Origin of the sequence: Pseudomonas sp. Eqa60 (genome assembly GCF_018326405.1) — a bacterium.
Lineage (GTDB): Bacteria > Pseudomonadota > Gammaproteobacteria > Pseudomonadales > Pseudomonadaceae > Aquipseudomonas > Aquipseudomonas protegens.
The window spans coordinates 5,947,645-5,966,149 of sequence record NZ_AP024342.1 but is presented as its reverse complement, the minus strand read 5'-3'; the positions used below and the strand labels follow the sequence as shown (position 1 = coordinate 5,966,149).

Here is an 18,505-nt window from a genome sequence, read left to right as displayed (position 1 = left end):
CGGGTATCCGCAGTGGGCCTGGGGGCTCAGCGGTCCTGGTTTCCCGGCCCTTGTTGCAGGTGTGCCTGGCTGCAGTACCACTGTTGCGACTGGCTCAGGGCCCGGTCCTGGGGCAGGTGCACGCCGCAATGGGCGCAACGCACCATGGGCGTAGTGGCCGGTTCATTGGGGGAGCGAGGGGCGGCGACAGGACGCTTGAACTTGCGCCAGAACCATACCGCGGCGGCAATCAGAGCGATCCAGAACAGTAGACGAACCATGGCAACCAGCTTTTTGAAGGGGGAGGGGGCAGTTTAGCCAAGCGCCCGACGGGCGCACAGGCCCATCAGTGTGCGGGCATAAAAAAGGGAGACTTCAAGTCTCCCTTTCCGGCCTGCGGGGTGATCAGTCGAACACGCCGAAGGTCATGTAGCTGAACCAGGAGCGGTCGCTATTGTTGTTGCCGGCAGCCTCGTGCTCTTCTTCCTCGACCACGTCGCCGTTGCTGTCTTTAGGCTTGAGCTCGGACGGAATGGCGTCCTTGGCATCCTGGTACTGCTTCATCACGTCCTGGTTGGCGCGGGTTTCTCCCGGCGGCAGCGGAGGACGGGACTCGATCAGGCCCAGGGTGGCCTTGCTCAGCCACGAACGGTTGTCGGCTTCAGCCACGCGTGGCACGAACTGACCGTCCACCAGGCTAGGGTGGTTGGGGTAGTTGAGCTTGAGAGTTTCCAGGCTGGTGGCAGCCAGTTCATCCAGGTGCAGGCGCTGGTAGGCCTCGGTCATCACCGCCAGGCCGTCGCCGACCGATGGGGTTTCCTGGAAGTTCTCCACTACGTAGCGGCCACGGTTGGCGGCGGCGACATAGGCCTGGCGGGTCAGGTAATAGTCGGCTACGTGGATCTCGTAGGCAGCCAGCAGGTTGCGCAGGTAGATCATGCGCTGCTTGGCGTCCGGCGCGTAGCGGCTGTTGGGGAAGCGGCTGGTCAGCTGGGCGAACTCGTTGTAGGAGTCGCGGGCGGCACCCGGGTCACGCTTGGTCATGTCCAGCGGCAGGAAGCGCGCCAGCAGGCCGACGTCCTGGTCGAACGAGGTCAGGCCCTTGAGGTAGTAGGCGTAGTCCACGTTCGGGTGCTGGGGGTGCAGGCGAATGAAGCGCTCGGCGGCGGACTTGGCGGCCTCCGGCTCGGCATTCTTGTAGTTGGCGTAGATCAGCTCGAGCTGTGCCTGATCGGCGTAGCGACCAAAGGGATAGCGCGATTCCAGGGCCTTGAGCTTGGCGGTGGCGCTGGTATAGCTGTGGTTGTCCAGGTCGGTCTGCGCCTGCTGGTACAACTCGACTTCGCTCAGGTTTTCGTCAACGACTTCCTTCGATGAGCAAGCAGCGGTCAGTGCGAGGATGGCGATCAGCAGCAGGTGTTTCACTTGCATGGCGGCTTGCGTCCCTATGACGGCCGCTGTCTTGGGCGGGGCCGTCCTGTTATGATGAGCGCCCCGTTGAAAGCCTCGGGGCAAAAGACGCCGTATTTAACCACAAGCGCGCAGCCGAAACCAAAGGCTGTGCCGACGCCCAGTCCGAGCATGTCCGATAAAATTGAACTTCGCGCAGAGGTGCCGTCCGAACTGGGCGGTCAACGCCTCGATCAAGTCGCCGCCCAACTATTCGCTGAGCATTCGCGCTCGCGCCTTTCCGCCTGGATCAAGGACGGCCGCCTGACTGTGGACGGAGCGGTCATCCGCCCGCGGGACATCGTGCACGGCGGCTCCATTCTTGAGCTGACTGCCGAGCAGGAGGCCCAGGGCGAGTGGATCGCCCAGGATATCGAGCTGGACATCGTCTATGAAGATGACGACATCCTGGTGATCAACAAGCCTGCGGGCCTGGTGGTGCACCCGGCTGCCGGCCATGCCGACGGCACCCTGCTCAATGCCCTGCTGCATCACATCCCGGACATTATCAATGTGCCGCGGGCCGGTATCGTCCACCGCCTGGACAAGGACACCACAGGACTGATGGTGGTGGCCAAGACCATCCAGGCGCAGACCCAACTGGTGGCCCAGCTGCAAAGCCGCAGTGTCAGCCGCATCTATGAATGCATCGTGATCGGCGTGGTAACCGCCGGGGGCAAGATCAACGCTCCGATCGGCCGTCATGGCCAGCAGCGCCAGCGCATGGCGGTGATGGAAGGCGGCAAGCAGGCCGTCAGCCACTACCGGGTCCTGGAACGTTTCCGTTCCCACACCCATGTGCGGGTAAAGCTGGAAACCGGTCGTACCCACCAGATCCGGGTGCACATGGCCCACATCAACTTCCCGCTGGTGGGGGATCCAGCCTACGGCGGCCGCTTCCGCATTCCGCCGGCGGCGAGCCAGACCATGGTCGACTCGCTGAAGAACTTCCCGCGCCAGGCCCTGCATGCACGCTTCCTGGAGCTGGATCATCCGACCACCGGTATCCGCATGAGCTGGGAATCGCCGCTGCCGGACGATTTCGTCTGGCTGCTGTCGCTGCTCAAGCAGGACCGTGAGGCGTTCATCGGATGAATGACTGGCTGATTCCCGACTGGCCCGCGCCGGCCGGAGTCAAAGCCTGTACTACCACCCGCGCTGGCGGCGTCAGCCTGACGCCGTTCGACAGCCTCAACCTGGGCGACCATGTCGACGATCAGCCGCAAGCAGTGGCCGAGAATCGCCGTCGCCTGAGCGAACACTTCGGCATCGCCCCGGCCTGGCTGCAACAGGTGCACGGGGTGGCCGTGGCCCACGCCGACCCTTCCATGGTCGCGACCGCGGACGCCAGTTGGTCCGCCACCCCGGGCGTTGCCTGTGCGGTGATGACGGCCGACTGCCTGCCGGCACTGTTCTGCAACCATGCCGGAACCCGAGTCGCCGCGGCCCATGCCGGCTGGCGCGGGTTGGCGGCGGGAGTGCTGGAAGCCACCCTCGACAGCCTGCATACGCCCTGCGCCGAGGTGCTGGTGTGGCTGGGGCCGGCCATTGGCCCGCAGCGCTTTGAAGTGGGGCCCGAGGTGCGTGAAGCCTTCGTCGCCCAGTTGCCGGCAGCCGAGCAGGCCTTTGTGCCGAGCGCCAATGCCGGGCGCTTCATGGCCGATATCTATCAGCTGGCGCGCCTGCGACTGGCTGCCTGTGGTGTGACTGCCGTGTACGGTGGCGGCTATTGCACCGTCAGCGATCCCCGCTTCTTTTCCTACCGGCGCAGCCCGCGCACCGGGCGTTTTGCCTCCCTTATCTGGCTTGAGCGCTAGACTAATCTGACTTGTGTCAAGCTGCTGACGCTTGAATCTCCCAGAATCGACCGCATCTAGTGAAACATCTGGCAGGTTTCTCTATTTAGGTGTGTCCATCGCTCCGGCCTGCTCAAAAGGAAGGTGACTAATGCGTATAGACCGATTAACCAGCAAATTGCAGCTGGCCTTATCCGATTCTCAATCTCTGGCGGTTGGCCTCGATCATCCGGCCATTGAACCGGCGCACCTGATGCAGGCGCTGCTGGAACAGCAGGGCGGCTCGATCAAGCCTCTGCTGATGCAGGTGGGCTTCGACGTCAACAGCCTGCGCAAGGAACTGAGCAAAGAGCTCGACCAGCTGCCGAAAATCCAGAACCCCACTGGCGACGTCAACATGTCCCAGGATCTGGCGCGCCTGCTCAACCAGGCCGACCGCCTGGCGCAGCAGAAAGGCGACCAGTTCATCTCCAGCGAGCTGGTGCTGCTGGCCGCCATGGATGAGAACAGCAAACTCGGCAAATTGTTGCTGGGCCAGGGCGTGAGCAAGAAAGCCCTGGAGAACGCCATCAACAACCTGCGTGGCGGTGAGGCGGTGAATGACGCCAACGTCGAAGAGTCGCGCCAGGCCCTGGACAAGTACACCGTCGACCTGACCAAGCGCGCCGAAGACGGCAAGCTTGATCCGGTAATCGGCCGTGACGACGAAATTCGCCGGACCATCCAGGTGCTGCAACGCCGGACCAAGAACAACCCGGTGTTGATTGGTGAACCAGGCGTGGGTAAGACCGCCATCGCCGAAGGCCTGGCCCAGCGGATCATCAACGGCGAAGTGCCCGATGGCCTCAAAGGCAAGCGCTTGCTGTCCCTGGACATGGGCGCCTTGATCGCCGGTGCCAAATACCGTGGCGAGTTCGAAGAACGCCTGAAGTCTTTGCTTAATGAACTGTCGAAGCAGGAAGGGCAGATCATCCTGTTCATCGATGAGCTGCACACCATGGTCGGCGCTGGTAAAGGCGAAGGCTCGATGGATGCGGGCAATATGCTCAAGCCGGCCCTGGCCCGTGGCGAGCTGCACTGCGTGGGCGCCACCACGCTCAACGAATACCGCCAATATATAGAGAAGGACGCAGCCCTCGAGCGGCGCTTCCAGAAAGTGTTGGTGGATGAGCCGAGCGAGGAAGACACCATTGCTATCCTGCGCGGCCTGAAAGAGCGCTATGAGGTGCACCACAAGGTGGCGATCACCGACGGCGCGATCATTGCCGCGGCCAAGCTCAGCCATCGTTACATCACTGACCGGCAACTGCCGGACAAGGCCATCGACCTGATCGACGAGGCCGCCAGCCGCATCCGCATGGAGATCGACTCCAAGCCGGAAGTGCTGGACCGTCTGGAGCGGCGCCTGATTCAGCTCAAGGTTGAATCCCAGGCCCTGAAGAAAGAAGACGACGAGGCCGCGATCAAGCGCCTGGAAAAACTCCAGGAAGAGATTGTCCGCCTGGAGCGTGAATACGCTGACCTGGAAGAAGTCTGGACCTCGGAGAAAGCCGAAGTACAGGGTTCTGCGCAGATCCAGCAGAAGATCGAGCAGTCGCGCCAGGAACTGGAAGCGGCGCGTCGTAAAGGCGATCTCAATCGCATGGCCGAGCTGCAGTACGGGGTGATTCCGGACCTGGAGCGCAGCCTGCAGATGGTCGATCAGCACGGCCACAGCGAGAACCAGTTGCTGCGCAGCAAGGTTACCGAGGAAGAGATTGCCGAAGTGGTGTCCAAGTGGACCGGCATTCCAGTGTCGAAAATGCTTGAAGGCGAGCGCGACAAGCTGCTGAAGATGGAAAGCCTGCTGCACGAGCGGGTGATTGGCCAGAACGAAGCCGTGGTGGCGGTGGCCAACGCTGTGCGCCGTTCCCGAGCCGGGTTGTCCGACCCGAACCGGCCCAGCGGTTCGTTCATGTTCCTCGGCCCGACCGGCGTGGGTAAGACCGAACTGTGCAAGGCCCTGGCGGAATTCCTCTTCGATACCGAAGAGGCCATGGTGCGGATCGACATGTCCGAGTTCATGGAGAAACATTCCGTGGCTCGCCTGATCGGTGCGCCACCAGGCTATGTCGGTTATGAAGAGGGCGGTTACCTGACCGAAGCCGTGCGTCGCAAGCCGTACTCGGTGATTCTTCTGGACGAAGTCGAGAAGGCGCACCCGGATGTGTTCAACATCCTGCTGCAGGTCCTGGAAGATGGCCGTCTGACGGACAGCCACGGGCGTACCGTGGATTTTCGCAATACGGTGATCGTCATGACCTCCAACCTGGGGTCGGCGCAGATCCAGGAGCTGGTAGGGGATCGCGAGGCACAACGTGCGGCGGTGATGGACGCGGTGTCCACCCACTTCCGGCCGGAGTTCATCAACCGGGTCGACGAAGTGGTGATCTTCGAGCCTCTGGCACGGGATCAGATCGCCGGCATCACGCAGATCCAGTTGGGTCGCCTGCGCAGTCGCCTGGCGGAGCGCGAGCTGAGCCTGGAACTGAGCGACGAGGCCTTGGACAAGCTGATCGCTGTGGGTTACGACCCGGTGTATGGCGCACGGCCGCTGAAACGGGCCATCCAGCGCTGGATCGAGAACCCGTTGGCGCAGTTGATCCTCTCCGGCGGTTTCCTGCCGGGAGCTACGGTTACCGCCTCGGTGCAGGACGACGAAATCGTCTTCGCCTGATCGCTGATCGGTGGGTTTATAGAGGAGGCCTCGCATTGCGAGGCCTTTTTTTTCACTAGGGCGTTGAACTGTAAGGAAAAGGCTTGTAAAGTGCGCCCCGCAGTCAGTCACCCCCGAGGTTTTTTCTGTTCAAGAAGAAACCGGCAATGAAGTCGCAAATCATTGTCTTAAAAGCAATTTAAGGGGTTGACAGGGGTTTTTAAGATTGTAAAATAGCGCGCCTCAGAGACATGAACGTAGCGATACGAACAAGTCGAAGAGGATGAAGTAAAAAGTTGTAACTTGAAATATGTAGTTCCGTGATAGCTCAGTCGGTAGAGCAAATGACTGTTAATCATTGGGTCCCAGGTTCGAGTCCTGGTCACGGAGCCAATTTCAAACCGGGGTATAGCGCAGTCCGGTAGCGCGCCTGCTTTGGGAGCAGGATGTCAGGAGTTCGAATCCCCTTACCCCGACCATTTTTGGGTCGTTAGCTCAGTTGGTAGAGCAGTTGGCTTTTAACCAATTGGTCGTAGGTTCGAATCCCACACGACCCACCATTTTTGAAACCAGTTAGCGCTGGAATCGAATCTTAAGAACAGAGGCCAAAAGCGCTGTTCGAAGAAGGCGCCTCTAGAAGGTGCCTTTTTTTTACCGGGGTATAGCGCAGTCCGGTAGCGCGCCTGCTTTGGGAGCAGGATGTCAGGAGTTCGAATCCCCTTACCCCGACCATATTCACGAAAAAGGGCACCTCATTGAGGTGCCCTTTTTCGTATGTCCGTGGAAAAGTTCGCAGCCCCGCTGGCGTCGAGCCTGGGTAGGGTACCTACGGCCCTTGATGCCTCGATTGTGCTTGTGCTGAATGTTCTCCGTCACTGTATTTGGCTGATGACTCGAGTCATGGCTGAAGCGGCGAGCCTTTTCTGTGGGGGAGGGCGTTTTCCAGGCAGTTGAGTCAACTGCCAATGATGTTGTACCGCGGCCCGTACGGCAGCCCGGTGATATTGCACGCGCCGTGCTCGTCGACGATCAGGATGTCGTGTTCCCGATAACCGCCGGCACCGGGCAGGCCTTCGGGCAGCCTGATCATCGGTTCGATGGACACCACCATGCCGGGCTCAAGAATGGTCTCCACATCCTCACGAAACTCCAGCCCGGTCTCGCGCCCATAGTAGTGGTTGAGGATGCCGAACGAATGGCCATAGCCGAAGGTACGGTATTGCAGCAGGTCGTGTTCCAGGTAGAGGGCGTTCAGTTGTCGAGCGATATCGCTGCAGCGTGCGCCGGGCTTGACCAGTTGCAGCCCGGCTTCATGCACCTGGACGTTGATCTCCCACAATCGTAGGCAGGCGTCGGGGCAATGGCCGAGGAACAGCGTGCGCTCCAGGGCGGTGTAGTAGCCGGCGATCATCGGGAAGCAGTTGAGGCTCAGCACTTCTCCTGGGCTGACCCGTCTCGAGGTCAGTGGATTGTGGGCGCCATCGGTATTGAGCCCGGACTGAAACCAGGTCCAGGTATCCATCAGTTCGGCCCCCGGAAACGCCTCGGCAATCGCCCGCACCATGGCCTGGGTGGCGTGTCCGGCCACTTCGTATTCCGGTACCTGGTCGTGCAGGGCTTCGATGGCGGCGGCCCCGCCGATGTCTGCAATCCGCGCACCCTGGCGGATCAGCGCTTGCTCTTCGGCGGACTTGAGCATGCGCAGGTTCATGCAGGGCGCGGCGATGTCCAGTAACTGTGCCTGGGGATAGAGCTCGGCAAAGGCCCGGTGATTGGGCAGGGTCAGATGATCGAACTCCAGCCCCAGGCGCGAAGCGCGGGGCAGGGCCTGCTTGACCGCGACGAAGAAATTGCCCCGCTGCCAGTCGGTGTAGATCACCTGGGCATCGCAGGTCGCCCGCCGCCCCGGTTGGCCGCCGTCGATATTGGCGCTGATCAGCACGCTGTGGTCCTGGGTCACCACGAGGGCGTACTGGCGGCCGAAGGAGCAATACAGGAAGCCGGCGTAGTAGTTGATGTTGTGGTACGAGGTGAACAGCGCGGCGTCAATGTCCTGTTGCGCCATGTAGGCCCGCAGGGCGCCCAGGCGTCGAGCGTATTCTTTGGGGGAGAAGGTGGCAGGGGCTTTGTCACCGTTGTGCAACTCAAGCGTCTGGGGCATCTGCATGGCCTGGGTCCTTGTCTGCTATGAGCGATGCATGGCGCCACACGGGGTGGGCCGTGACACTGCATTGCAGCAGATAGGGCGGGGGCAGGCATGTGCGGTACCGACCTTGAGCTGGTTGTCAGCGCTGTTTTGCGGGTCATGGCCATGGGCGCCGATGACGCTGGGGCAAGCGCTGGTTGTGCCGCAAACCTGGTATTTCTTATAGGTTTTGCCTGGCCCGTTGCTGCCGGGCGTGGCATTCTGGCCCTTCGCTGTTAAGGATCAACAGTAAGGAAGCGGCAAGGATGCAGAGCAGGCTCGCGGAATTTGATACCCATCTTTTGTCCGGAAACTCGCTGCATGAGCGAATGACGGGAACCATGACACTGGCCTCGGAACTGGGTTTCGATGCCCTGGTTTATGACTACAGCCCGGTGCCTTTCGATCAGGCAGGCGAGCTGATCATCCCCAGTGCCATGGTCTGCAATACCCCCAGAGACTGGCTGGAGCTCTGGTGCGATCAGGGTTACTACCATATCGACCCGGTCCAGCAGGTTGCTCTGGACAGCTCCTCGCCCTTTATCTGGTCCTACAAGCCCGAGGCGGAAACCGTCCTGCGTCAGGCCCTCGGGCAGCAGCACGCTCCGGTATCCAGTTACCTGCACCATCATCAAATGGCCCACGGCATGACCGTGCCCATCCATTTACCCAGGGGCGGTTTCGCCAGCCTCACCGGTTTGCGCTCCGGCAATGCCACGGTGGCATTACAGGACTTGCAACAGGTTCAGGGCCACTTCACCCTGCTTGCTCATGCGTTGCAGGAGCATCTCTATCCACAGCTCAGCAAATGCGTTCGCAGTTATCCGGTTGATCTGACCCGGCGTGAACGCGAGTGCCTGAAATGGGCTGCAGAGGGCATGACTTCCGGCGAGATTGCCGAGCGCCTGCAGCGTTCGCAGGCCACGATCAACCTGCACCTGACCTCGGCGATGCACAAGCTGGGCGCCAGGAATCGGGTTCAGGCGGTGGTTCGCGCGGTTCACTATCGCCTGCTGGGTAACTGAGGCGAGTAGCACAGGCTCTGCCGCACTGGAGGCGTCGGAGCGCGGAACGGAAGATTGAACGACACAGGCTGATTGTCATCAGGGAGCGATGCGCAATGAATGCAAGCAAACCACCACTGGAAGGCTATGCCTCCTTTGGCGTCCATCAGACGTGGTATCGGGTCACCGGGGATCTGCACAGCGGACTTACGCCCCTGGTGATTCTGCACGGCGGTCCGGGCTGCACCCATGACACCCTGGACGCCTTCAGGGATGTGGCCGCCAGTGGTCGGGCGATCGTTCAATTCGATCACCTGGGAAGTGGCCTCTCCACTCGTCTGGATGGCAAGCCGCCGTCGTTCTGGAGCCTTGAATTCTACCTGGAGCAGCTGGACAACCTCCTGGACCACCTGCGCATCAGCCAGGACTACGCCCTGCTGGGTCACTCCTGGGGAGCTGCGCTGGCCAGCGAGCACGGGGTGCGCGCGCCGGCCGGCTTGCGTGCGCTGATCCTGGCCAATGCGCCAGCCGACATGCGCACCTGGGAAGCCGAGACCCTGAAACTGCGCGCAGCCCTGCCTGAGGAAGCGTTGCAGGTGCTGGCCTGGCATGAGCAGCCGGGCTCCCCTCGTGGCGCCGAATATGTGCAGGCCTGGCAGTTGTACTTTGAACGGCATGTATGTCGGCTGCGCCCGTGGCCTGAAGAGGTGGCGCGGATGTTTGCCCAGGGCCGTGGTACCGATGGCGCGGAGCGGGGGGGAGGTTTTCCGCTGATGGACAACCTGCGGGACTGGAGCATCGTCGAGCGCCTGGAACGCATCGAGGTGCCGACGCTTTTGATCTGTGGCCGCTACGATGAAGCCACGCCAGTTGTGGTCAGACCCTACCTGGAGAAGATTCCCGGCATTCGCCTGGCGTTGTTCGAACACTCCAGCCACATGCCCCACGTCGAGGAGCGGGTCGCCTGCATGGGCACCGTCGTGAATTTTCTCGATGAATGCCTGTAACCGCACGCCAGCAGCCCCCGCTACGTTACGTAGCGGGGGGCGTGGTTTTTCAGGGGCCTAGTGCAGCTTCAGGCGTGGATCGGTACCGCGGCCGATTCGGCTGCCAAGCATCAGCATCGCGGTGCGGAAGACTCCGTACAGCGCCATCTGGTGCATGCGATACAGCGAGATGTAGAACATCCGCGCCAGCCAGCCTTCGAGCATCACGCTGCCAGTGAGGTTGCCCATCAAGTTGCCCACCGCCGAGAAGCGCGACAGCGAGATCAGTGAGCCGTAGTCGGTGTACTTGTAGGTCGGCAGGTCCTTGCCTTCGATGCGCAGCTTCAGCGACTTGGCCAGCAACGAGGCTTGCTGGTGCGCGGCCTGGGCCCGTGGCGGCACATTGCGGTCGCTGCCTGGTTGCGGGCAGGCGGCGCAGTCGCCGAAGGCAAAGATGTTCTCGTCGCGAGTGGTCTGCAGGGTCGGTAGTACCTGCAGTTGGTTGATGCGGTTGGTCTCCAGGCCGTCGATGTCCTTGAGGAAGCCTGGCGCGCGAATGCCCGCGGCCCAGACCTTGAGGCTGGCGGGAATGGTCTGGCCGTCGGCGGTGATCAGGCTGTCGGCGGTCACTTCGCTGACCGAGGCGTTGGTCAGCACCTTGACCCCGAGTTTCTCCAGGGTTTTGTGCACCGGGCCGCTGATGCGTTCGGGCAGGGCAGGCAGCACCCGTGGCCCGGCCTCGATCAGGGTGATGTGCATGTTTTCCGGGAGAATCCGGTCCAGCCCGTAGGCCGCCAGTTCATGGGCCGCGTTGTGCAGTTCTGCCGCCAGTTCCACGCCAGTGGCGCCGGCGCCGACGATGGCCACGCTGATCTGCTCCACGGCATCGGTCTGCCCGGCATGGGCTCGCAAGTAGTGGTTGAGCAGTTGCTGGTGGAAACGCTCGGCCTGCTTGCGGGTGTCGAGGAACAGGCAATGCTGGGCCGCGCCCTGGGTGCCAAAGTCGTTGGTGGTACTGCCCACGGCGATCACCAGGGTGTCGTAGCCCAGCTCCCGGGCCGGCAACAGCTCCACGCCTTCTTCGTCGTAGGTGGCGGCCAGTTGGATCTTCTTGCGCTGCCGATCGAGCCCGCTCATGCGGCCCAGCTGGAACTCGAAGTGGTTCCATTTTGCTTGGGCGACGTAGTTGAGTTCGTCTTCGGAAGAGTTCAGCGAACCGGCAGCCACTTCGTGGAGCAGCGGTTTCCAGATGTGGGTCAGGTTGGCGTCCACCAGCATCACACTGGCGGTGCCGCGCTTGCCCAGAGTCTTACCCAGGCGGGTCGCCAACTCCAGGCCGCCGGCGCCGCCGCCAACGATGACAATACGATGAGTCATGGGGATATCTCGCAAGGCTAAAAGAAATCGGTGCAGTCAACCGAGCGAGCGCGAAGCAGCTCATAGCGTCAGGTAACTGATGAAACGGCTCAACAGGCCCAGGGCGACAGTCACCGCAATCACCACCACGAGGAGCATCCACGGCCGGAAGGGCCGGCGCTCGACTCGATGCTGGGGCAGTTGCAGGTATTCTTCGACATGGCGTTGGTCGTCGGGGTTCAGGCGGCTGCTCATAAAAGACCTCGTCAGATAGACGTCGCAACGTTGAGGAATGTTACAGCGCGGTGTTATCCGGCATGAACGGAGCATAGCCGCTGCCGCGTGAGGGCTCGCTGGCACGGGCCCGGCGTTGGCAGGCAAGTGTGCTTTTTTACCATTGCCGGGCGGATTGCGCCATGGCTACACAGGCCGCATTGACCGGCGTTACAAACTGATGCCGACGTCGAAGAGGATGCTGCGGCCCAGGTTGCTGCGCAGGAACTCCGGCGCATCCGGGTGGGCGAACAGCACGCGGGCGAACGTCGGCCCCACCAGGGACAGCGAGCGCCAGCCCTGGCGCAGGTATTCGGTGGGGGGCGGGAAGTGGCTGTTGAGGTCCAGGACTTCGCGTTTCAGGGCGGCGAAGGCAATGATGTCCAGCTCGCCGAGGTTCATTCCGCGCTCCTGATAGTTGTGGGCCTTCTTGCGCAAGGTCGGTGCCAGGCGCAGCAACAGTTCGCTAGCCGGGATGCGCTTGGGCTTGGCTTCGCGGCGCACCAGCTGGCTCAGGGAGAACGCGCTGCGCCGGCGCTGCAATTCGTCGCGCCATTCATCGTTGAGCCTGCGGCCTTCGTCGAGGACGAAGAACACTTCGAAGCTGGCCTCGCGAAACAGCACATCGGGGGGCTCTTGCCCGGCGGCGGTGAACTCGTCGTTGCGGTAGGGAATGTTCAGGCCTTGCAGCAGGCGCTGGCAGACCCAACGCTCACGCTCCCATTTGCGGGCATTGGACAGGAACGCGTTGGCTTGTTCGGCCTGGATGGTAAGCAGGCGCAAAAAATCTGAGTCATCCATACCCCAAGCTTAGCGCTCAAATATGACCTTAAAAACCACGGCCGTGCAAAAACCTCCGCAGGCGTTGCCGGCAACCTCGCTGGAGCCTGCCCAAGGGCGGTGTAGACTGTTTGCCGTCCAACCATTCGATAAGGAGTGCGCAGTGAAGCGCTGGTCAATGCTGTTGCTGGCCCTGTTGCCGTTGTGGGCCCAGGCCCTGGAAATAGGAGAGCGCCTGGCGCCCTGGACCCTGCTGGATCAATTCGACCAGCCCTACAGCCTCGATTCCCAGGCGCGGATCCTGTTGGTGGCACGCAGCATGGACGCCGCCAAAGTGGTGAACGCGGCGCTCAAGGACAAACCCAAGGGCTACCTGCAGGAGCGCCACGGGGTGTTTGTCGCCGATATCCAGCGCATGCCGACAGTGATCGCCAAACTGTTTGCGGTGCCGGCCATGAAGGATTACCCCTACCGAGTGATGCTCGATCGCGATGGGCGCGTGGCACCACGCTATCCCGCCGCCGAGGATCAGGTGCTGTGGCTGCAGCTGCAGGATGGGCAACTGGTCGCCCGGCAGGCGTTCGCCACGGCCGCGCAATTGGCTGCGGCGCTGGAGCGGGCCCAGCCATGATCAGCGCGGCGCTGCTGTCGCCGCAAAGCCTGATTGGCGGCTGGCTGCTGTATGTGCCAGTACTGATCTGGGCGGTACTGCGGGCGCCCTGGGTCGAGCTGTTTACCGACAGCCGGCGCCAGCACTTGCTGTTTGGCACGGTGTTCGCCTTGTTTCTGCTGTGGCTGGTGCGCCGGGATTTCGACACCGGGGTCTCCTACCACTTCATCGGCATGACCGCAGTAACCCTGCTGCTGGACTGGCCGCTGGCGATAGTTGGCGGCTTGATCGCACAGTTGGGCCTGCTGGCCCTGGGCCGGCAGGACCTGGCGGCGCTGGGGGTCAATGGAGCCTTGCTGATCCTGCTGCCGGTGGCGGTCACCGAGGCCTGCGCCTGGCTGGTGGAACGGGCCCAACCGCGCAGTCCCTTCGTCTATATCTTCTGCTCGGGGTTCTTTGCCGCGGCACTCTCGGCATTGTTATGCCTGCTCTGCGGCCTGGGCCTGCTGTGGTTCGACGAACGCTTTGCCATGCCCGAATGGCTGGAAGATTTTGTCGGCTACCTGTGGCTGATCATCTTCCCGGAAGCCTTTATCAACGGCATGGTGATCAGCGCCCTGGTGGTGTTCTGCCCGGAATGGCTGGAAACCTTCAACCGCACCCGCTACCTGTCGGCGCCCTGGAAAGACGAGGATCCGCGCCCTTGATCCATATCAATCCACGGTGTTTTGCCGGGCTGCATGCTCGGTAAAAATCTCAGGAGTGCGGTCATGAGTGTCTACCAGTGGGCCCGGCAGGAAGTGCGCGACAGTCTGCACAATGCTCAGCAGGAAGGTTTTGAACCGGGGTTGAGCCTGCGCGCCCTGCTCAGTGCGGTGGTGCAGCAAAGCAAGAGTGTGCGCAGCATCGAGGACCTGGCAGACGAGCTGCAGTTTCTAGCGGAGAACCTCGACGACGATCAGGACTACAGCTTCATGCGGCCCTGACCGGCGCCGGGGTGAGCACTCAGTGAGCGCGAGGGGGCAGCTCTTCGGAGAACAGCTCGTCCTCGGCATCCGGGCTCACCGGAATCTTGTGCTCCTCGGCAGCCCAGGCGCCCAGGTCGATCAGCTTGCAGCGATCGGAACAGAAGGGCCGGTTGATGTTGGTCGCGGTCCATTCCACAGGGGCGCCACAGGTTGGGCATTCGACGGTCAGGGGTTGGCTCATGACTGGCCTCCACGCAAAGTTAGGTAAAAGTGATGCAGGCGCTCGACCTCGCTGCGCAACCAGGCGTGGTCGCGGTCGTTGACCAGCACGTCATCGGCATGGCGCAGGCGTTCCTCACGGCTGGCCTGGGCCTGGAGAATCGCCTGGACCTGCTGTTCGCTGATCTGGTCGCGCTGCAGGGTACGCTCGATCTGCAGTTGCTGGGGCACGTCGATCACCAGAATCCGCTGGGTCATCCGCGACTGGCCGGATTCGATCAGCAGCGGCGACACCAGGATTGCGTAGGGCGATTCGGCGCGGGCCAGGTGGCTGACAATTTCCTCGGCGATCAGCGGGTGCAGCAGGGCCTCCAGCCAGCGACGCTGTTCGGGTACCTCGAAGATCAGCTTGCGCAGAGCCGCGCGATCCAGTTGGCCGTCGGCCTGCAGCACGCCTTGGCCAAAGTGCCGGGCAATCTGTTCCAGGGCCGGGCGGCCGGGCTCCACTACCCAGCGGGCGGCATGATCGGCATCGATCACATGTACCCCCAGGTCGATGAAGTGCTGGGCGGCGGCACTTTTGCCGCTGCCGATGCCGCCGGTCAGGCCGAGGGTCCAGGGTGTGTTAACGGAGCGAGTCATTGGAAACCGACAAACTGCAGATAGAAGTCGGTTATTTGACCACCCCAGAGCAAGGCAATCCAGCCGGCAATGGCCAGAAAGGGTCCAAAGGGGATTGGCGTCGAGGTCTTTTCCCGGCGCAGGCGCAGCAGGATCGTGCCGAGAATCGCCCCCAACAGGGATGACAGCAGCAGGGTCAGCGGCAGGATCTGCCAGCCGCCCCAGGCCCCGAACAGGGCCAGCAGCTTGAAATCACCGTGGCCCATGCCCTCCTTGCCGGTCAGCAGCTTGAACAGCCAGAACACCGACCACAGGAACAGGTAGCCGATCACCGTCCCCCACAGCGCATCCTCCAGGCTGATCAGCAGGCCGAAACTGTTGGCGATCAGCCCCAGCCACAACAGTGGCAGCACCAGCACATCCGGCAGCAACTGGTGATCGGCGTCGATCAGGCTCATTGCCAGCAGCCCCCAACTGAGGATCAGCATCAGCCCGGCCGCCCAGCCGAAGCCGAAGTGCCAGGCGATAAAACCCGAGATCAGCCCGCAAGCCAGTTCGGTCAACGGGTAGCGCGGGCTGATGGAGCTATTGCAGTGGGCGCAGCGGCCACGCAGCCACAGGTAACTGAGCAGCGGAATGTTTTCCCAGGGGCGGATTGCCTGCGCACAGTGCGGGCACTGGGAGCGCGGCAGCATCAGGTTATAGGGCGCAGTCACTGGTTCCGGCTCCAGCCCCAGCACGTCGCGGGCCTGGGCTCGCCAGTCGCGTTCGAGCATTTTCGGCAGGCGCCACACCAGCACGTTGAGAAAGCTGCCGACGATCAGGCCCAATACCAGGGCCGCAGCCACGAATGCCATGGGGTAGAGAGTGAGGGCGTCAGTCAGGGGCATGTTCAGATCGCTGTACCGAGTTGGAAGATAGGCAGGTACATGGCAACCACCAGGGCGCCGACGATACCCCCCAGGACCACCATGATCAACGGCTCCATGAGGCTGGTCAGGCTGTCCACCAGGTTGTCCACCTCGACCTCGTAATGGATCGCGACTTTTTCCAGCAGATGATCCAGGGTTCCGGACTCTTCGCCGATGGCGGTCATCTGGATCGCCATGGTCGGGAAGACGCCGCTGGCGCGCATGGCAAAGTTCAATTGCATGCCGGCGGCGACCTGCTGGCGGATCCGTTGCACCGCTTGCCTGAAGACAGGGTTGCCGCTGGCTCCGGCCACTGAATCCAGGGCCTGTACCAGGGGAACGCCGGCGGCGAAGGTGGTGGCCAGGGTCCGTGCGTAGCGGGCCACCGCGGATTTATGCAGCAGTGGCCCGGCCAGGGGCATGTGCAAAAGGCCGACATCCAGGCGGTCACGCAAGCTCGGGGAGCGCTGATAGGCCAGGCGCGCTGCGAGCCCGCCCAGCACACCGGCAGCCAGCAGCAGCGCCCCCTGCTGCTGGATGAAATGTGACAGAGCGATGACCCACTGGGTGAGCAGTGGCAGCTCGGCATTGAAACCGGCGAACAAGCTCTGGAACTGGGGGACCACCTTGAGCAGCAGGATGCTGCTGACCACGACCGCCACGCCGATCACCGCCAAGGGATAGACCATGGCTTTCTTCAGCCGCGCCTTCAGGTTCTCGCTCTTTTCCTTATAGGTGGCGACTCTTTCCAGCAGGGTATCCAGGGCGCCGGCCTGCTCGCCGGCGTCCACCAGGTTGCAGTACAGCGGGTCGAAGTGGCGCGGCTGTCTGCGCAATGCCGTGGCCAGGCTGGAGCCGGCCTCGATGTCGCGCTTGAGGCTGGCCAGCAGTTGACGCATCTGCGGATGCTCGAAACTTTCGGCAATGATGTCGAAGGATTGCAGCAGCGGCACCCCGGCCTGCATCAGCGTGGCCAACTGCCGGGTGAGCAGGGCAATGTCCCGTGCCCCTACTCGCTGATGCAGGCGCAGCCAGCCCTTGGGTTTGCGTCGGACTCGGGTTGGGGTGATGCCCTGTCTGCGCAATTGCGCCCTGATCAGGGCCGGGGTCGCGGCGCTGAGTTCTCCGGTGAGGGGGCGGCCCTGGCTGTCGGTGCCGTGCCAGAGATAGACACTGGTCGCGGGTGCTTTTACCGCCATGGTTCGATCCTTGGTGCAAGGGTGGATAGGGAGGCGCAAGCGCCCTGCTGTGTTCGAACGGGTGATAGATCACCCTGACCCCCGGACGTTCCTTGGTGGGGGCGCGAGCCGACTGTCGGGTCGCCATGCACCTGTCCAAGCCTAGCTGGCGAGGCGCTGCCCGAGAGGGGCAGGGGCTGACGAAATTTGTCAGTTTGTGCGACTCCTTGCGCTCAAGGCCATGGGCTATCGCGCCTGCAGGCCACGTAATCCGTGGGTTATCCCCTGGCACAGGCTGTGCTTCACGCCTTTGTGCTCATGCAACATTCGTCCATGCCAGGAGGCAACCCATGAAACATCAATCCGGTTTTACCCTGATCGAATTGCTGGTGGTGGTAGCCATCATCGGCATCCTCGCCACCGTGGCGATGCCGATGTATGCCAAGTACCAGGCGCGGGCCAAGGTGATTGCCGCCCTGGCCGAGGCGTCGGCCCTGAAGGTCAACGTCGAGGATCTGCTGAACCAGGGGACCGATCCGACCCTGGCCCTGGCCGGGGGCACGGCCCAGACCGCCAACTGCCGGATGAGTGCCGGCGGGACGGCGGCCACCGGTGAAGGAAGCATTGGCTGCACCCTGCTCAATGCGCCGGGGCCGGTGCTGAACAAGACCCTGACCCTGACCCGTTCGGCGACTTCAGGATGGACATGCACCACCACTGTGGAGGCCGACTATGCGCCCAAAGGCTGTGGTGCGGAGGGGGCTTGAGGAGGCTTTTCACGATTGGCCAGGCCGCGCTGAAAAAGCCGCAACTTGCATGCAGATTGGCGGGCAGTCATGCATTTTGCATGATGCCGAATTATTTTGGATTTTATAACTTATTGATTTTTATGAATATTTATAGGCTCCCAGACTTGGCACAGCACCTGCAATATCCCTCATAACCCTGTTGCCAGGACACGGCGCAGGCTTTCTTAAAGAACAGGAGTTACTCGTATGAAGAAGTTCGCTATCGCTGCCGCAACTGCTACCGCTCTGACCCTGACCATGGCTAACGCAGCATTTGCGCAGACCACTCAAAACACCCAGTCGCCCATGGTGGTGGCTGCCGGTGAAGTGACCAAGGCCAAAGAGGCCACCTCCGATACCTGGATCACCACCAAAGTGAAAAGCGATCTGGTAACCGAGAAAGGCATTCCTGGCACCGACATCAAGGTTGAAACCAACAAGGGCGTTGTTTCGCTGTCGTCCACTGTTGCGGTAACCGAGGCTCAGAAAGCTACCGCCGTGGCCATCACCAAGAAAATCAAAGGCGTCAAGGCAGTTTCTGCTGACGGCCTGAAAGCCGAGTAACACTCACGCTTCTCGCCTGGACAGGGAGAGGGTGCGGTAGACGAGCCGAGTGATACGTCTGCCGCTTCTCAAAAGGGTTCATGCGGAAGATCACAGGGAAGTGATCATTACAGGCCCCGGCACTGAGTGTCGGGGCCTGTTCT

General features: G+C 62.0%; 20 protein-coding genes and 4 tRNA genes. 14 read left to right on the top strand and 10 right to left on the bottom strand.

Features of this window, described 5'->3' with window-relative positions; translation table 11 throughout:
• Positions 1–26: 26 nt before the first annotated feature.
• Both KI242_RS27015 and KI242_RS27010 read right to left on the bottom strand, forming a co-directional pair.
• A complete protein-coding gene (locus tag KI242_RS27015; protein ID WP_015637081.1) occupies positions 27–260 on the bottom strand; it encodes a PP0621 family protein in 234 nt (77 codons plus the stop codon).
• A gap of 124 nt (positions 261–384) precedes the next feature.
• Complete coding sequence (locus tag KI242_RS27010; RefSeq protein ID WP_011063536.1) at positions 385–1,410, bottom strand: outer membrane protein assembly factor BamD; 1,026 nt, start codon at positions 1,408–1,410, stop codon at positions 385–387.
• 150 nt (positions 1,411–1,560) lie between these two features.
• Between KI242_RS27010 and rluD the strand changes: the two genes are divergently transcribed.
• The 7 genes from rluD to KI242_RS26975 all read left to right on the top strand — a co-directional run bounded on the left by rluD (position 1,561) and on the right by KI242_RS26975 (position 6,651).
• A complete protein-coding gene (rluD, locus tag KI242_RS27005; RefSeq protein WP_011063535.1) occupies positions 1,561–2,523 on the top strand; it encodes a 23S rRNA pseudouridine(1911/1915/1917) synthase RluD in 963 nt (320 codons plus the stop codon).
• Positions 2,520–3,245, top strand: coding sequence for a peptidoglycan editing factor PgeF (pgeF, locus tag KI242_RS27000; protein WP_015637079.1), 726 nt, complete (start codon positions 2,520–2,522; stop codon positions 3,243–3,245). Before rluD ends, pgeF begins: the two co-directional genes overlap by 4 nt.
• 130 nt (positions 3,246–3,375) lie before the next feature.
• Complete coding sequence (gene clpB, locus KI242_RS26995; protein WP_011063533.1) at positions 3,376–5,940, top strand: ATP-dependent chaperone ClpB; 2,565 nt, start codon at positions 3,376–3,378, stop codon at positions 5,938–5,940.
• A gap of 296 nt (positions 5,941–6,236) precedes the next feature.
• Positions 6,237–6,312, top strand: a tRNA-Asn gene (locus KI242_RS26990).
• A gap of 9 nt (positions 6,313–6,321) precedes the next feature.
• Positions 6,322–6,398: transfer RNA gene (locus KI242_RS26985), tRNA-Pro, on the top strand.
• Between the two features lie 5 nt (positions 6,399–6,403).
• Positions 6,404–6,479 (top strand) — tRNA-Lys (locus KI242_RS26980).
• Positions 6,480–6,574: 95 nt separating this feature from the next.
• Positions 6,575–6,651 (top strand) — tRNA-Pro (locus KI242_RS26975).
• Between the two features lie 223 nt (positions 6,652–6,874).
• On the opposite strand, the gene KI242_RS26970 is transcribed toward KI242_RS26975, so the two are convergent.
• Positions 6,875–8,086, bottom strand: a complete 1,212-nt coding sequence (locus KI242_RS26970; RefSeq protein ID WP_019093217.1) for an aminopeptidase P family protein — start codon at positions 8,084–8,086, stop codon at positions 6,875–6,877.
• Positions 8,087–8,370: 284 nt separating this feature from the next.
• Here KI242_RS26970 and KI242_RS26965 point away from each other — a divergent pair, with 284 nt between their 5' ends.
• Positions 8,371–9,129 carry a LuxR family transcriptional regulator gene (locus tag KI242_RS26965; protein WP_011063531.1) on the top strand — a complete coding sequence of 253 codons (759 nt, stop codon included), beginning with the start codon at positions 8,371–8,373 and terminating at the stop codon, positions 9,127–9,129.
• Between the two features lie 95 nt (positions 9,130–9,224).
• Positions 9,225–10,115: a proline iminopeptidase-family hydrolase gene (locus KI242_RS26960; RefSeq protein WP_212805696.1), complete on the top strand. Its 891-nt coding sequence runs from the start codon at positions 9,225–9,227 to the stop codon at positions 10,113–10,115.
• A gap of 57 nt (positions 10,116–10,172) precedes the next feature.
• Here the strand turns inward: KI242_RS26960 and KI242_RS26955 are convergent, their stop codons facing one another.
• From KI242_RS26955 to KI242_RS26945, 3 genes are all read right to left on the bottom strand, one after another.
• Positions 10,173–11,471: an NAD(P)/FAD-dependent oxidoreductase gene (locus KI242_RS26955; RefSeq protein WP_011063529.1), complete on the bottom strand. Its 1,299-nt coding sequence runs from the start codon at positions 11,469–11,471 to the stop codon at positions 10,173–10,175.
• Between the two features lie 60 nt (positions 11,472–11,531).
• Entirely contained in the window at positions 11,532–11,705 is a 174-nt protein-coding gene (locus KI242_RS26950) for a DUF3094 family protein (protein WP_015637073.1), read from the bottom strand.
• Between the two features lie 189 nt (positions 11,706–11,894).
• Positions 11,895–12,524, bottom strand: coding sequence for a DUF1780 domain-containing protein (locus tag KI242_RS26945; protein ID WP_011063528.1), 630 nt, complete (start codon positions 12,522–12,524; stop codon positions 11,895–11,897).
• A gap of 142 nt (positions 12,525–12,666) precedes the next feature.
• Here KI242_RS26945 and KI242_RS26940 point away from each other — a divergent pair, with 142 nt between their 5' ends.
• The 3 genes from KI242_RS26940 (at position 12,667) to KI242_RS26930 (ending at position 14,099) form a co-directional block, all read left to right on the top strand.
• On the top strand, positions 12,667–13,134 hold the full coding sequence (locus KI242_RS26940) for a hypothetical protein (protein ID WP_026019989.1): 468 nt from the start codon (positions 12,667–12,669) through the stop codon (positions 13,132–13,134).
• The gene (locus tag KI242_RS26935; protein ID WP_015637070.1) at positions 13,131–13,820 is read left to right on the top strand and encodes an energy-coupling factor ABC transporter permease; all 690 of its coding nucleotides are present in this window, start codon (positions 13,131–13,133) and stop codon (positions 13,818–13,820) included. The genes KI242_RS26940 and KI242_RS26935 overlap by 4 nt, the downstream gene beginning before the upstream one ends.
• Positions 13,821–13,883: 63 nt before the next feature.
• A complete protein-coding gene (locus KI242_RS26930) occupies positions 13,884–14,099 on the top strand; it encodes a hypothetical protein (RefSeq protein ID WP_011063525.1) in 216 nt (71 codons plus the stop codon).
• A 19-nt stretch (positions 14,100–14,118) separates the two neighbouring features.
• Here the strand turns inward: KI242_RS26930 and yacG are convergent, their stop codons facing one another.
• Genes yacG through KI242_RS26910 form a run of 4 tightly spaced genes read right to left on the bottom strand, consistent with a single transcriptional unit; the run spans position 14,119 to position 17,031 of the window.
• Positions 14,119–14,322, bottom strand: a complete 204-nt coding sequence (gene yacG, locus KI242_RS26925) for a DNA gyrase inhibitor YacG (RefSeq protein WP_015637069.1) — start codon at positions 14,320–14,322, stop codon at positions 14,119–14,121.
• The gene (gene coaE, locus KI242_RS26920) at positions 14,319–14,942 is read right to left on the bottom strand and encodes a dephospho-CoA kinase (RefSeq protein ID WP_011063523.1); all 624 of its coding nucleotides are present in this window, start codon (positions 14,940–14,942) and stop codon (positions 14,319–14,321) included. Before coaE ends, yacG begins: the two co-directional genes overlap by 4 nt.
• Positions 14,939–15,811: an A24 family peptidase gene (locus KI242_RS26915; protein ID WP_015637068.1), complete on the bottom strand. Its 873-nt coding sequence runs from the start codon at positions 15,809–15,811 to the stop codon at positions 14,939–14,941. The genes coaE and KI242_RS26915 overlap by 4 nt, the downstream gene beginning before the upstream one ends.
• Positions 15,812–15,813: 2 nt before the next feature.
• Positions 15,814–17,031: a type II secretion system F family protein gene (locus KI242_RS26910; protein ID WP_015637067.1), complete on the bottom strand. Its 1,218-nt coding sequence runs from the start codon at positions 17,029–17,031 to the stop codon at positions 15,814–15,816.
• A gap of 329 nt (positions 17,032–17,360) precedes the next feature.
• Here KI242_RS26910 and KI242_RS26905 point away from each other — a divergent pair, with 329 nt between their 5' ends.
• Both KI242_RS26905 and KI242_RS26900 read left to right on the top strand, forming a co-directional pair.
• A complete protein-coding gene (locus tag KI242_RS26905) occupies positions 17,361–17,777 on the top strand; it encodes a pilin (RefSeq protein WP_011063520.1) in 417 nt (138 codons plus the stop codon).
• A gap of 228 nt (positions 17,778–18,005) precedes the next feature.
• Positions 18,006–18,362, top strand: coding sequence for a BON domain-containing protein (locus tag KI242_RS26900; RefSeq protein WP_011063519.1), 357 nt, complete (start codon positions 18,006–18,008; stop codon positions 18,360–18,362).
• Positions 18,363–18,505 lie beyond the last annotated feature (143 nt).